General features: G+C 46.5%; 13 protein-coding genes. 8 read left to right on the forward strand and 5 right to left on the reverse strand.

Translation table 11 applies throughout. From position 1 onward, the window contains the following. The first annotated feature begins 53 nt into the window (after nt 1-53). On the forward strand, nt 54-1,574 hold the full coding sequence (locus FHS19_RS14005) for an ABC transporter substrate-binding protein (protein WP_183582392.1): 1,521 nt from the start codon (nt 54-56) through the stop codon (nt 1,572-1,574). Between the two features lie 38 nt (nt 1,575-1,612). Here the strand turns inward: FHS19_RS14005 and FHS19_RS14010 are convergent, their stop codons facing one another. Next, nucleotides 1,613-2,353: an EcsC family protein gene (locus FHS19_RS14010; protein ID WP_183582393.1), complete on the reverse strand. Its 741-nt coding sequence runs from the start codon at nt 2,351-2,353 to the stop codon at nt 1,613-1,615. A gap of 231 nt (nt 2,354-2,584) precedes the next feature. Here FHS19_RS14010 and FHS19_RS14015 point away from each other — a divergent pair, with 231 nt between their 5' ends. Both FHS19_RS14015 and ppsA read left to right on the forward strand, forming a co-directional pair. Further along, entirely contained in the window at nt 2,585-3,067 is a 483-nt protein-coding gene (locus FHS19_RS14015) for a DinB family protein (protein WP_221223979.1), read from the forward strand. Between the two features lie 288 nt (nt 3,068-3,355). Next, nucleotides 3,356-5,953, forward strand: coding sequence for a phosphoenolpyruvate synthase (gene ppsA, locus FHS19_RS14020; protein WP_183582395.1), 2,598 nt, complete (start codon nt 3,356-3,358; stop codon nt 5,951-5,953). A 14-nt stretch (nt 5,954-5,967) separates the two neighbouring features. On the opposite strand, the gene FHS19_RS14025 is transcribed toward ppsA, so the two are convergent. Continuing rightward, nucleotides 5,968-7,236: an FAD-dependent oxidoreductase gene (locus FHS19_RS14025; RefSeq protein WP_183582396.1), complete on the reverse strand. Its 1,269-nt coding sequence runs from the start codon at nt 7,234-7,236 to the stop codon at nt 5,968-5,970. Nucleotides 7,237-7,345: 109 nt separating this feature from the next. On the opposite strand from FHS19_RS14025, the gene FHS19_RS14030 reads away from it, so the two are divergent. Beyond that, nucleotides 7,346-7,795 carry a MarR family winged helix-turn-helix transcriptional regulator gene (locus tag FHS19_RS14030; RefSeq protein ID WP_246426568.1) on the forward strand — a complete coding sequence of 150 codons (450 nt, stop codon included), beginning with the start codon at nt 7,346-7,348 and terminating at the stop codon, nt 7,793-7,795. A gap of 44 nt (nt 7,796-7,839) precedes the next feature. On the opposite strand, the gene FHS19_RS14035 is transcribed toward FHS19_RS14030, so the two are convergent. Beyond that, complete coding sequence (locus FHS19_RS14035) at nt 7,840-8,802, reverse strand: helix-turn-helix transcriptional regulator (protein ID WP_183582398.1); 963 nt, start codon at nt 8,800-8,802, stop codon at nt 7,840-7,842. A 111-nt stretch (nt 8,803-8,913) separates the two neighbouring features. On the opposite strand from FHS19_RS14035, the gene FHS19_RS14040 reads away from it, so the two are divergent. Further along, entirely contained in the window at nt 8,914-9,393 is a 480-nt protein-coding gene (locus FHS19_RS14040) for a GyrI-like domain-containing protein (RefSeq protein ID WP_183582399.1), read from the forward strand. A 79-nt stretch (nt 9,394-9,472) separates the two neighbouring features. Next, nucleotides 9,473-9,937 (forward strand): DUF8821 family protein, encoded by a 465-nt coding sequence (locus FHS19_RS14045; RefSeq protein WP_183582400.1) that lies wholly within the window; start codon nt 9,473-9,475, stop codon nt 9,935-9,937. Between the two features lie 217 nt (nt 9,938-10,154). Here the strand turns inward: FHS19_RS14045 and FHS19_RS14050 are convergent, their stop codons facing one another. Further along, nucleotides 10,155-10,628 (reverse strand): DinB family protein, encoded by a 474-nt coding sequence (locus FHS19_RS14050; protein ID WP_183582401.1) that lies wholly within the window; start codon nt 10,626-10,628, stop codon nt 10,155-10,157. A gap of 119 nt (nt 10,629-10,747) precedes the next feature. Continuing rightward, the gene (locus FHS19_RS14055) at nt 10,748-11,341 is read right to left on the reverse strand and encodes a TetR/AcrR family transcriptional regulator (RefSeq protein WP_246426569.1); all 594 of its coding nucleotides are present in this window, start codon (nt 11,339-11,341) and stop codon (nt 10,748-10,750) included. A 176-nt stretch (nt 11,342-11,517) separates the two neighbouring features. Here FHS19_RS14055 and FHS19_RS14060 point away from each other — a divergent pair, with 176 nt between their 5' ends. Continuing rightward, complete coding sequence (locus FHS19_RS14060; protein ID WP_183582402.1) at nt 11,518-12,549, forward strand: aldo/keto reductase; 1,032 nt, start codon at nt 11,518-11,520, stop codon at nt 12,547-12,549. A gap of 687 nt (nt 12,550-13,236) precedes the next feature. Next, nucleotides 13,237-13,545 (forward strand): hypothetical protein, encoded by a 309-nt coding sequence (locus tag FHS19_RS14065; RefSeq protein ID WP_183582403.1) that lies wholly within the window; start codon nt 13,237-13,239, stop codon nt 13,543-13,545. Nucleotides 13,546-13,694 lie beyond the last annotated feature (149 nt).

The following is a 13,694-nucleotide window of genomic DNA, read 5'->3' on the forward strand; positions in this document are numbered from 1 at the left end:
TCAGCTACAAGCGTCGAGATTCCATATTGAAGATCCTGGGAGGTCTGGTGCGTATGTGGAGAAAGTCGGTTCATTCCTTGTTGTTCTTCGTGCTGGCTGTTACCGTCGTTTTAAGCGGATGTTCAAGCTCCTCTTCAAACGGTGACAAGGAGCCGTCGGCGTCAACGCAGGAAGGGTCTGGTGACGGTAAGCTTGCCCCTTACGAGATCACCATCGCTTTTTGGGGACCGGATCAGCGTGATCTTGGTCTTGTAGAGCAGGAAATCAGCAAGATCACGAAAGAAAAAATCAATGCAACCGTCAAGCTGAAACGCATCGAGGCAGCTGCGTGGACGCAGCAAAAAGTGTTGATGTTCTCCGGCAATGAGAAAATCGATCTGGTGTTTACAGGGGAGGACCAGTATATTTCGGAAGTCGCGCAAAAGAAGCTGCTGCCCATCGACGACCTGCTTCAGTCCCACGGCCAGGATATTCTGGCAGCCTTCGATCCGGACGTACTGGCTGCGGCAAAAATTGACGGCAAAATATATGGCGTTCCAACGATCCGGGATTTTGCAGCTTATCCGACTATTCTGATGCGAACGGATTGGTTAAAAGAAAGCAATATTGACGTCAGCCAAGTGAAGACGGTAGAGGATTTGGAGCCGATTTTTGCAAGCGTTAAAAAGAAGCATCCGGAAGCCAATATGCTGGGTAAAGCGTCGGGCGGAGGTTCCATTGCCTATCCACTGCTGCAAACGACGATTGATCCATTGGGTGACATGATCGGTGTGCTTACAGATCCGAATCAGCTGAAGGTCGTCAATTTGTATGAGAGCGAGGAATATGCGAAGTTCATCGGGTTGATTCACAAATGGTTTCTAGCTGGATACATCCCCAAGGACATAGCAACGACCTCGCAAACCGGCCGGGATTATATCAAGGCAAACATCGGGTTCGCGACACCGAATAAGGGCAAACCGGGGATTACGACGCAAACGGGAGCATGGGCTGGCAAAGAGCTGACGGAAGTCGCACTCGCGCCGCCCAAAATGAATACGCTGACGATTATGAACGCGATGCTTGCCATTGCGGCCAAATCCAAAAATCCCGAGCGGTCGATGATGTTTCTGAATTTGCTCTACTCGGACAAACAAATCATCAATTTGCTGGATTGGGGGATCGAAGGCAAACATTATCAGGTGAAGGAAGACGGGACGATTGACTTTCCGGAAGGTGTGGATGCAACGAACAGCGGCTACAACATGAGACAAGGCTGGATGTTCGGAAATCAGCTGCTGTCTTATCCGTGGTCGACGGACAGTCCCGATATATGGAAGCAAATGGAGGCGTTTAACCAAAGCGCGGAGAAGTCTGCAGCGCTCGGATTCACCTATAACTCGGAGCCGGTCAAAACCGAATTGGCCGCGATCCAGAATGTCGTTCAGCAATATTCCAAGGCGCTTGAGACAGGGACTCTGGATCCGGATGTCAACTTGCCGAAATTCAATGCAGCATTAAAATCAGCCGGAATCGATAAAGTGATCGCTGAAAAACAAAGGCAGCTGGACGCATGGGCTGCAAGCAACAAGTGAAGGACCTCTCTGTACCAAGAAAATAGAAGTCAATACGATCAAACCTCGAAATCATCGTGCAGTCTGCGCAGACGGTAAGCGTTCATGGCGGATTCGCGCAGCTCCTCAAGAATGGTGTAATTCGCCCAGGCCCCTGCGATCGCGCCGATCCCTGGCATCATTTGCAGCATTTTCCGGAAATCGATCGCATCGCGATACTCGATCTGAAAAGTCTCCCAGTCCATATTACGGGAGTGCTCGGCGTCGGATAGCCATTGTTCCTTTTCCATATGCCAATGTTTGACGGATTCGAGCAGCCTGGCGCGGTTATCCACCCCTGAAAATGTCATTTGAAATATCTTGAGAATAAATACCCGCTCGGAGAAGTGCTTCGTGTCATAACCGTAAACATGCGCCAGCTCGAACAAAAATTTCATCTTGATCGCAATAAGAGCCGGAAAATCTACCATGCCAAGGATGATGCCGCCAGCTCCCGTTCCAGCACCTTCGGCAACCGCAATTTTTTGGTACAGGGCAAACAATTCTTTTGCCTCTTGATCGGCAGATTCCAGAGTTAGAGTGCTTTGCACCGGACGGCTAGGCGTATATTCCGCACCGAACAAAGCCGTGCGCACGATCGATCGTATGGTGGTCGTTATGACACTTTGCACCTTCGCGGGAATGAAATGGTTGATACGATTGCTGATGGTTTTCGATGTTTTTTCCATCCATCCCGGCGGTTTGAACATTTTATGTTCCCAATCGGCCACTTCCCTTTGTACTTTATGCTCGTAATTCATGATCCATCGCTCCTTCCAAGTACTTGCTTTATTATATTGTAACGGATAACGCTGTGATTCGGACCCGACCGCAGCACGTATCTGACCTCGACTAAAGTCCAGCATCGCAAAGAGGTTCGTCAGGCCCCCGACAGTCACGATTTCCGCAATCCTGAAGAAACCTTCCCACGCATGGCGTTATAGGATGAAGGTGATAAATGGCGTTGGCCAGAGGAGGAGATCACCGTGAACATGATTGAAGATTGGATCCGAGAATTAAAAAGGGAAGCCGAATCGACACGCTTGCTTCTTGAAAGGTTGCCTGAGGACAAACTTTCTTGGCGGCCGCACCCCAGGTCGATGTCTCTAGGACAGCTCGCTCTGCATGCTGCGGGAGTTCAAGGGGGGCTGGCTCTATTGCTGAACGAGGCGGTCAGCGAAGTTCCGGTCGTTCCGCTGCCGGAGCCGACCACCCGGCAAGAATTGCTCGAAGTACTGGAATGGAGCGTGTCTCTTGCCGAGAGCAAGCTTCGGGAATGGGGAGAAGTCGGGCTAAGGAATACCTGGAAGCTCGTCAGCAAAGGAGAAACCATCTTGGAAGCGCCACGGATCGACATGGCCCGCACGCTGATGTTCAATCATGTGTATCATCATCGGGGACAGTTGACGGTCTATCTGCGACTGCTCGAAATATCCGTTCCTGGGATGTACGGACCCAGCGCGGACGAACAATAACGGAAATTCAGAGACGAGTCCGAGTGAACGAAAGGCAATGGAACGCGGTGGAACGCCTTGAATGACGATATCAACCCTCAGATTGGAATGTTGAAATCAAAAAAAGAACCTGGACAGATTCCCAGGTTCTTTCTTATTGCACAAAAAAAGACGTGATGATATAATCAGATCACGACTGACTTATGTTATAAAGTCATAAGTATCTTATCTTGCATTTTAAATATAACATGCCAGTTGAGCTCTTGTCAAAGGTTTTTTTATCAATCTGATGGGTAGGGAGATGGTCGAATGAGTTCATTGATTCTCGGGTTTCAGGAAATCGAAAAATCGCAGCTTTTTCTCGTTGGCGGAAAAGGGCTCCATTTAGGAGAATTATCAAAGATTGCAGGCATACAAGTACCGGAAGGATTTTGCGTTACAACAGCGGGATATCAACAAGCGATCGCCCAAAATGAAACATACGATGCATTGCTCCATCAGCTGTCCTTGCTAAGCGCAGATGATCGAGATCAAATCGGTGAGATCAGCAGGAAGATTCGGCAAACCATTACGGATGCAGACATACCATCCGATATCGTGGAGGCAGTGACTCATTATCTCTCCTTATTTGGTGAAGAACACGCTTATGCTGTTCGTTCCAGTGCAACTGCTGAAGATTTGCCGCACGCCTCTTTTGCGGGTCAGCAGGATACTTATTTAAATATCGTCGGAACAGAAGCCATTTTGGAGCATATCCGCAAATGCTGGGCCTCCTTATTTACGGATCGTGCTGTCATTTACCGTATGCAAAACGGATTTGATCACCGTCAAGTATATTTATCCGTTATCGTACAAAAAATGGTATTCCCGCAGGCTTCCGGAATTTTGTTTACCGCTGATCCACTGAGCGGGAACCGGAAGCAGCTGTCCATCGATGCCAGTTTCGGGCTTGGGGAAGCGCTGGTCTCCGGCTTGGTATCCGCCGATCATTATAAAGTGCAGGACGAGGAAATTATTGAAAAAAGGATAGCAGCCAAAACATTGGCAATCTATGGACGAAAAGAAGGCGGAACCGAAACACGCCAAATCAATCCGGGACAGCAAAAGGCTCAAACCCTTACCGATAAACACATTGTACAGCTGGCACGTATCGGAAGACAGATCGAAGCTTATTTCGGCCAGCCGCAAGACATTGAATGGTGCTTGGCTGACAATACGTTTTATATTGTACAGAGCCGGCCAATCACGACGCTATATCCGATCCCTGAAGCGAATGATCAAGATAATCACATCTATCTATCTGTTGGACATCAACAAATGATGACAGACCCTATAAAACCGTTGGGATTGTCTTTTTACTTGTTAATTACTCCTGCACCAATGCGTACCGCCGGCGGGAGGTTGTTCGTTGATATTGCACCTAGGCTGACTACCACTGCCGGCCGGGAAGCTTTATTAAAAACCCTGGAATCCGATCCGCTCTTCATAGGTGCAATCAAGACCATCATAGAGCGAGATTTTATAAAATTGTTGCCAAATGATCAAACAGCACCCGTCCCTGTCAAAAGTAACTCGGATAAGCCGACACCGTTCGAGAACGATCCGGCTATCGTTTCTGATTTGATCCAGCGGAATCAAGCCTCCATAACAGCTTTAAAACAAAAGATCCAAACCAAATCCGGGGCAGAATTGTTTGATTTCATCCTCGAAGACATCCAGGAATTAAGGAAGATTTTATTTGATCCGCAAAGTACGGCTGTGTTTATGTCTGCTATAAATGCTACATTTTGGATCAATGAACATATGAACAAGTGGTTAGGCGAAAAAAATGCAGCCGACACGCTTTCTCAATCCGTGCCAAACAATATTACTTCGGAAATGGGCTTGGCGCTGCTGGATGTCGCGGATGTGATTCGCCCTTATCCGGAAGTGATTGATTATTTGCAGCATGTAACAGAAGATAACTTTCTGGATGAACTGTTAGAATTTGATGGTGGAAGGGAAGCCAAAGCAGCTATCACTGATTACCTCAGCAAATACGGCATGCGGTGTGCTGGAGAAATTGACATCACGCGTACCCGTTGGAGCGAAAAACCGATTACGCTGGTCCCATTGATCCTGAGCAATATCAAAAACTTTGAGCTTCATGAAAGCCGTCGGAAATTCGAGCAAGGTCGCCAGGAAGCTTTGGCCAAAGAACAAGAATTGTTAAATCGGTTAAGACAGTTGCCGGATGGCGATCAAAAAGCCAAAGAAACGAAACGGATGATCGATCTCGTCCGGAATTTCATCGGGTATCGGGAGTACCCTAAATATGGCTGGGTCAGTCGATATTTCGTATATAAGCAGGCTTTACTGAAAGAAGCAAAACGACTCGTGCAAGCCGGCGTGATCCATGATATCGAAGATATATACTACCTTACTTTTGAAGAGCTTCACGAAGCCGTTCGCACCAATATACGGGATGATCGGACCATCAGCAAACGAAAAGGCGAGTACAAATTATATGAAAAACTGACCCCGCCGCGTGTCATCACGTCTGATGGTGAAATGTTTACAGGTTCGTACAAACGGGGAAATCTCCCGGCCGATGCGATTTTAGGTCTGCCGGTTTCTTCCGGTGTGATCGAGGGACGTGCCCGTGTCATTTTAAACATGGAAGATGCTGCTCTGGAAGAAGGAGATATCTTGGTCACCGCTTTTACGGATCCAAGCTGGACACCTTTGTTTGTATCCATCAAAGGTTTGGTCACGGAAGTAGGCGGCCTGATGACTCATGGAGCCGTGATCGCGCGTGAATATGGCCTGCCGGCCGTTGTCGGGGTAGATCATGCGACCAAACTCATCAAAGACGGACAGCGAATTCGTGTGAATGGAACTGAAGGGTACATGGAAATATTGGAATAGCTGGCGTTGTCGAGTTATTCTGTTGCTGTTAACGGCTTGTTTTTAAAGGAACGAATCCAGGGCACTGCACGTAACATGGCCCAGCTCATGAATGAATTATGAATGGAGAAGCGCTTCAGCATCCCCTTGGCGGCTTCAACCTCACGAAATGCATACTGGCTCATCTCCGCTTGATAAGATGCAATGGCTTCCTCTAAAGATTCACCTCGGGATACTGCCGCTTTAAGTTTTTCAGCGAGAAGAGCTGCATCTCGTAGGGCTGTGTTGCCTCCATGAGATCCAGTGGGTGGCATGGCATGTACCGCATCGCCCATTAAAGTGATTGGGGATACCGGCCAGGAAGACGGCTTCCTGGCCGCTTTTAATTTGACCAGCATGGTGTAATCTGCGTCGGCTTGGTTCACGAACCGCCGCAGCAAGGGATGAAAGTCCAGGGCAGACTCTAGCGCAAAGCGATGCAGTATCTCGGTATCAAGTTTCTCTTGAGATACCGGAAACCGTTCTTTTGGCAGGAGAAGAGCCCACATGACATAATCGTCAGAAATAGGAGGTAATTGCTCTGCTCCAAATCGAGAAAAAGCCGCTTGCGGGGCTTCACGGAAGTTCATCGTCGTAAAGAAAAAGCCGTTACCCGCTTTTCCAATGGCGTATACGCCGCTCGTTTTCAGTGGAGCAGGAACGATGGACTGCCCGTTATGGAGAAGAGGCGTGCGGCCATAAATTCCCCAGCTGTTCGCATCCTCCGGGTCACAGTCGGGCAGCAGCTGTTTCCGTAATGCCGAATTTACACCATCGGCACCAATGACGAGTGAAGCCTGTGTATAACTACCGTCAGAAAAGTGAAGGGTGGCGCCATCCGCCGCCGCATCGGCTCGAACGGCCTTTTTTCCATAATGAATCCGATCCTGCAGCCCTTCGAGCATAATCGTACGCAGGGTTTGGCGATCGGTTTGACGCGGCGTTCGTAAATCGGTACCGCTCCGATCCCCTTTGAATGTGAGCTTGAAGACCTCTCCAAGGTCCTGATTTGTAACTCGAAAGTAAGAATCTTCATCAGTGGGCGATGTGGTGGCCAAAAACAAATCGAATAAACGCGGCGGAAGACACTTTTGAAGACCTGTTATCCCGTACTCGTCTAGCGTGACCCGATATCCTTGGCGGCGGGCAAACGGTTCCGGATCACTTTCGTACACATAGACATCGAACCCGGCGCGAAGTAACGAATGGGCCAAACACAATCCGCTTAACCCGGCGCCAGCAATCGCTACTGAAATTCGGGACATATTCATCAGCCTCTTTTCATTTGCTTATCAGCAATTTTATTGATACAATGTAAGCAGCAAAAACATTTTATCTCACGAGATAAGATAAATATAAAAGAGGATGATTTTTATGTCAACAAGCAAAAACATCAATATTCTTACTGAAGAATTAAGGAATAACAGTACGGCAACGATCCTGTTTCACCAAGCCATTGCTGCAAAGTTAGGAATCAATTCCACGGATCACAAATGCTTGGATGTCATTATGAAGAACCAACCCCTTACGGCCGGTCAGCTTGCTACATTGACTGGATTGACAACGGGGGCGGTTACGGGCGTTTTGGACAGGCTGGAAAAGGTAGGCTACATTTTTCGTGAACAAGATCCGGAAGACAAGAGAAGGGTCAACATTTGCATGAACCAAGAAAATGCGGAAAAGAACATCATCCCGCTCTTCAGTTCATTTGCAGCGGAAATGAATCAACTGCTATCTAATTATGATGATAAGGAACTTGAGTTCATCATTGAGTTTATTAGACAGTGCAATCGTGTGTTAAAGAAATTTACTGAAAAACGATAATTCTTCATGCCAGACTGAAAAGATTTGGGTTTTACCAGGTCAGTTTACGGAAGGTACAAGCCCATTCTTTCCTGGATCACCTCCAAGACTTCTCTTGGCATCTCCCTGACCTTGACATCTCCCCCCAGGAACAACAGCCAATTGGTTAATTCGGTTATTTCTTCGGATTTATCAACATGAATATAGGTCCTTAATATAGCTGTCGTTTGGTAAGGATTCGTATAGGAAAGGGACACTTTGATAGGATGGTATTTCCTGAACTGCGCAATTGCTTTTGGCCCCAGTTCTAGCACCAGGTTGATGACCTCATCTTGCTTACGCAGCTGTTCCTGGATCTTTTTTTTACTTATTCTTTTTTTCAAAGGGTATGGCTCTACATTGGTCAGATCATCAACAGGAATAATCCTCCTCTTTTCTGCCTTCAAATCAAATCCTTCGATCAGCCACACGCTTTTCTCCCGATAGAGGTGCAGGAGATAAATGGGACAGGATTTGTTTTCCTTCCCTTCTTGGAAGCTGACCAATAAATAGCTGTTCATGAGAAGGATTTGGATGAGCTTTTCCAGCATCGGATGGGGGAGGTCCGACAGGTCGAGCAGGTCGGGGTTGTTGGGGTTGGTCCCTTCAAACAGTAAGATTTGATTCAAAAGGACAAGGTCATCCTGCTGGTTTGTCGAAATCAGACCAAGCAATTTTTCGGCCAGCGACTGGCGGCTCTTCAAATAAGGGAGTTGCTGATTTCTGGTGGCCATGAAGGCGATGAACAAGGCTTTAATTTCGGTATCGGTAAAGCGGACCGTGGGCAGGATCGAGTTGTTCATGACGAAATACCCTCCGTCCCTGCCTACTTCAGCAACAAGCGGCATCCCCATGGCTTCAATTTCCCGGATATCCCGGATCGCCGTCGATCGGGAGATGTTAAATTCCTGCATGATTTCAGAAATGGTAAAGTGGGCGCGGTTGTTGATGTACCGCATGATGATATTAATCCGTTCAACTTTTTTCATCGGAGTCTCCTAAACAGTATCACTTTTTGACATGATTTAAAGTTATTATAAACCCATCAAGTGAAAACACAAATCATTTGAACAAATTTTAAAAAAGGAAGGTAATCCAATATGACACAATTTACGTTGGAAGAAAAGGACAGCTTTATCGTTTTGGGGATTGGAACGGAACTGAAGAGCGATTACACAGACTTCGCCGGCATCAACAAGGAAAAGGCGGACTTCTGGTCGGCCGTCGAAGAAGACGGAAGGCTGGACACGTTAAAATCCATCGCCGCAAATGATTACATTTTTGCCGTGAACGAAGCGGTGAACAACAAGATGATGTACTATGCCGGCGTTATGACGGATGCATCGCTGCCAGAGGCGACAAGAATGATTCAATTCCCTCAGGGGGAATACCTCGTAGTTAAAGGGGAAGCGGCGACGTCCGATGAACTGAGCAATCAGCTTGCTGGCGTTGCCTTTGGTCAAGTGCTGCCGGCTGCGAAAGATTTTGCTTATGTTGGAGGACCGAATGCATCGGTTGAGATGGGGCAGCGAGACGGCGTCGTATTCGGCGAAATGTGGATTCCTGTTGTTAAGAAGTAAGTAGATCGTGACGTAACCGAGGCGAGTTTTGCCCGTAGCTTAGGTGTAACGCCTCGCAAAACTTTTTGGAGGGATGGAAATGTCGTATATCGTTGATTTTAAAGACGTGTCTACCGTTGGTGTTGAGTCTTCTCCCGTAGCGGAGGCGCTTGCTGGGCTGCGTGCGAATGAGGCCCGTTACTTCATGAACAAGTATAAGCACGAATTTACGGTCGTACCTGCCAGCGAAAGTCAGGAGACCCTTGATTATGTGAACCGGATTTTGAAAGAAGAACGTGATCTCGAGTTTGCAGCCAAGCCTTTGGAAACATCACGTTTTCAAGTCGAAAACATTCAATTCACCTACGTCTTTTATGAAGATGGTCTGGGGCTCAATGTGATGTATACGGTGGATGACCCGAAGAAGCGGGCCGTTGGTTTTAAGCTTTCGGACGGGATGGAGGAACCGAAGGAGCTGGAAGGGAAATTTAAGTTTGCCCGGCAGAAGTCTAAATTGGCCGGAACGATCCGGGGCTCGTTTTTTGTCATAAAGAAGGAGTATTAAACTACTTATGAAAAAGCCGCAAAGCTGCGGCTTTTTTGTATTTTAATTTACATGAACATCGGATGAAATAGATACCGGATTGGTCAAGCGGAGGCGATTTACATAACATGGTATGAACGAAATTTTTGAATAAAGCCCTCCAGCCAATCTTCCGAAAAGTCCAGGGCGCCAGAATCGTTATAAATGAATGCCACATCAAGAAAAGCCACCTGGTTAATCAAGATCCTTGGCTCTCGCGATAGGCCTTCTTTACCCTTTCAATTTGAGCAAGGTGACCACGGACATGTTCGACTCGAAATACCAATAATTGCTTAAAGTTGAATCGCGCCTGGTCGACATATACTCCAACTCGCTCGGTTTGTTCACTGGTCAGATTGTCTAGAATGGTCTGCATACTGAGGCGCAGCAGCTTGAACAGTAGCAGATACTGCTCGCGGTCCAATAAATCATAACCTAAGTTATTCGCCCATGCGTCCTGGTCAAATGAAATCAGGGTCGGCTCATCCTCCGCCAACACTTTTTTAAGTCGAGATGTAGAAGACATCTCTGAATCTGCCACGTGTATGAGAATTTGATGAATGCTCCATTTGTCCGGTGCAGGCTTGTAACGAAGCCCCTCCTCCGTTAATCCTTCGATGGCCTCACGCAGCATTTCGTATCCTGAGGCATATTCCTTAATGATGTCCTCCAATTGAATTCCTCCAATCTTTAAGTAAACTTCATATATTATAAACAACTAATAGGTTAAGATGTTCTTGGTTTTAGGTAAATACCATTGGAACGATTAAGAACATTGTATAACTTACAATTTCAACCGTTGTTATCAAGACATGGTATATTTCGTATATATCTGGTCAACATTCTCGCTATATCTTCGGGAGGAATGGAACGATCCGTCGTAAACCAATGTTGTATCATTCCAAATTGTGCATTTCCCAAATAAGCAATGGCATAATCAGTAAATAGGCTTTCGGAATTATCAGCTTGATCTCGTTTCAGATTTTCATACAAACGTGTGCCTACTAAATACTGAAGCCGTTCTTTTAATTCTGCTGGAGCTGCCGAATGGAATAGTGCTTTAAAAAAGCTGGCATGCTTATGCATGTATTGAAAGGCTTTGGTAATAGGCGGATAAGCTTCTTCATGATCAGGAAAGTGCCTCAACTCCTGAAGGTTGAGAGGTTCGAATACACTCAATAATTCTTGAATAAACGCTGTTTCCTCAATCAGATGAAAAATATCTTTATAGTGCAAATAAAAAGTGCCTCGATTAATTCCTGCTGTTTCACAAAGGCTTTTAACGGTCAGCGCTTTAATACCTTTGTTCTCTAAAATATACAACAATGCATCCTCCATTAACATGCGACTGCGGGTCACTCTCAAATCCGTACTATTTGCGATCAATGGTATCCCCCACCTATTATGAAATGTTTATCAACACTTTTGACGTTGTATCTATTAATCAACACTTGGCCTTTTATGTGCATTGATCCCCTCGTTATGCTTGATTATAATTGCTTCCATAGCCTTAATCAACACGTGTTCATTAGCTTTGGGCTTTACATTAAAGGAGGAAAACCATGGAATATAGATATCTTGGAAAGACGGGTACAAAAGTCAGCGCGTTTGCATTAGGCGGATCCAGTTTTGGAGCAAGGGCAAGCGAAGAAGAGAGCATAAAAATGATTGATGAAGCCTTGGACTTTGGCATCAATCTGATTGATACATCTAACAGATACGGAAATGGGGAATCAGAACGCATTATCGGAAAAGCACTTCAGAACAGGCGGCATAATGTCATATTAGCTTCTAAATTTGGTGCGGAGGCTGCTCAAGAATTAAATCATAGTGGTGCATCTCGTCGTTGGATACGAACTGCTGTTGAACAAAGTCTATTACGTTTGCAGACCGAATACATAGACCTTTATCAACTTCATCTTCCTTTTGAATTTGTTGCTTATGAGGAGATTCTATTAACGTTGAACGATTTAGTTAAAGAAGGGAAAATTCATCATATCGGCACTTCAAACCACTTGGGTTGGCAAATGGTTCAGGCCCAAGCCATTAGTGATCGATATCATATTCAGCGATTTGTAAGTGAGCAAACCCCATATTCTCTGATCAATCGGCGAATGGAATTTGAACTTGCTGAAGTCGCACAACAATATGACCTTTCTCTATTTGTGTACAGTCCCTTATCTGGTGGCTTACTAACTGGAAAATACAAGGCTGGTCAAGCTGCACAAAACGATTCGCGCGCCGCCGCATTAAAAGGATATGCAGATACGCTAGATCCTGAGCTAGCTGAAAATGAATATAAGTTTATGATTATTGAAAAGCTGCAGCAGCTGGCAAATGAAGCGGGGATTTTGCTAGCGGATATGGCAATAGCTTTTACCCAAAGTCATCCATCCGTCACATCAACTCTATGGGGACCACGCACTTCAGAGCAATTAAAAGCCTATATTTCCGGTGCAGAGTTGAGGCTCGGTCCGGATGTGCTGGATGCGATTGATGCCATTGTTCCGCCGGGCAAACGGATCGATGACAAAGAGCAAACCTGGACTCCAGAGTGGATGAGTGCCGAACGGCGCAGACGACACATGCCCTGAAGAGTCATTGGAGAAGAAGATTGTATGCACGTATTGGGTCTAAATGAATATTAATGATTCGTTTTTACTCTAAAAGGATTGTAGAAGGCACGAATATCCTGTGCCAAGAGCTCGGGCTCTTCCAATGCGGTAAAATGTCCGCCACGGGGCAGCGAAGTCCAGCGGGTTATATTTAAGTTGCGGCAGCCCACTCTTGGGGGGGTGACAAGATGTCTGCCTCGTGAGCGATCCATTCCAACGCGTTGTTCTTATATTTCAGTTCTTCCTCGGACAGCTTTGCCTGATCCGTTCACATCAAATGAGTCCTCAGGGTTACCGTCGCGGCTGGCTGGATCCGTAAGCAGAGGAATGATCTTTTCGTAACGAAGGTAACTGTCGGGCCAACCGAGAGTAAGAATGATGGGCAGAGGGTCAGGCCCTTTACCTCGCTCCCATCCCACGTTTCCTACTATACTCTAATTCTCATGACGTCAGGGAGGATGAGCGGGATTTGAGTATGACACTTACTTGATCAAGCAATTTACGGCTAAAAAAGGCATCTCACCTACGAAATACAGGAACATCTCCCGCAGGTTCTCCGCGGTTCAATAGAAGGCGGATAGCCTTCGAACCTCCATTGACAGTGATCCGCTTAACCATTAAGGTAGGGGAGGATACAAGAAGGTCATTTACTTTTGGAGGATATTTATGAATCAACGCTTTCGAATTACGAGATCGATGCAGCCGGATTCCAGTGATCAAGACATTTCAGTGGAAGAGTGCCGGGCATACTTTGCATCCAAGGCTGATTTTACTTATCAGACGGTGCTGACTGTCAAAGGCGAGGAGAGCAACATGTCGATCGAAGGGGATTTTTTTATGTGGGAACATGGAGATGCCCTCATTCCTTTTAGGCACTATATGGGGGAATTGTATGTAGCCGTCTCTCATCAAGACGTCGTGCCCCTTATGATCGAAATTGCAGGTGATTTGCGGGCGGATATTGTGGAAGGCTAATGGACAGCTGAAGGAAAATATACAAACTTAAAGCCGCATGCCGCGGCTTTTTCCGTTCGTACAGAAGATGATCAAACACGAACCCGTTCCAGATTTCCAGCGAGGCGTTTGCGTCTAGGCGGAAATTTGCAGTGAAGGACTACTCGTGA

The sequence above is a fragment of the Paenibacillus rhizosphaerae genome, assembly GCF_014192015.1.
GTDB lineage: Bacteria > Bacillota > Bacilli > Paenibacillales > Paenibacillaceae > Paenibacillus_AQ > Paenibacillus_AQ rhizosphaerae.

Excerpts from the sequence above, each read along its gene's own strand:
- FHS19_RS14005 (WP_183582392.1), top strand. The coding sequence starts at position 54 with ATGTGGAGAAAGTCGGTTCATTCCTTGTTGTTCTTCGTGCTGGCTGTT.
- FHS19_RS14010 (WP_183582393.1), bottom strand. The coding sequence starts at position 2,353 with ATGAATTACGAGCATAAAGTACAAAGGGAAGTGGCCGATTGGGAACAT.
- FHS19_RS14015 (WP_221223979.1), top strand. The coding sequence starts at position 2,585 with ATGATTGAAGATTGGATCCGAGAATTAAAAAGGGAAGCCGAATCGACA.
- ppsA (WP_183582395.1), top strand. The coding sequence starts at position 3,356 with ATGAGTTCATTGATTCTCGGGTTTCAGGAAATCGAAAAATCGCAGCTT.
- FHS19_RS14025 (WP_183582396.1), bottom strand. The coding sequence starts at position 7,236 with ATGTCCCGAATTTCAGTAGCGATTGCTGGCGCCGGGTTAAGCGGATTG.
- FHS19_RS14030 (WP_246426568.1), top strand. The coding sequence starts at position 7,346 with ATGTCAACAAGCAAAAACATCAATATTCTTACTGAAGAATTAAGGAAT.
- FHS19_RS14035 (WP_183582398.1), bottom strand. The coding sequence starts at position 8,802 with ATGAAAAAAGTTGAACGGATTAATATCATCATGCGGTACATCAACAAC.
- FHS19_RS14040 (WP_183582399.1), top strand. The coding sequence starts at position 8,914 with ATGACACAATTTACGTTGGAAGAAAAGGACAGCTTTATCGTTTTGGGG.
- FHS19_RS14045 (WP_183582400.1), top strand. The coding sequence starts at position 9,473 with ATGTCGTATATCGTTGATTTTAAAGACGTGTCTACCGTTGGTGTTGAG.
- FHS19_RS14060 (WP_183582402.1), top strand. The coding sequence starts at position 11,518 with ATGGAATATAGATATCTTGGAAAGACGGGTACAAAAGTCAGCGCGTTT.
- FHS19_RS14065 (WP_183582403.1), top strand. The coding sequence starts at position 13,237 with ATGAATCAACGCTTTCGAATTACGAGATCGATGCAGCCGGATTCCAGT.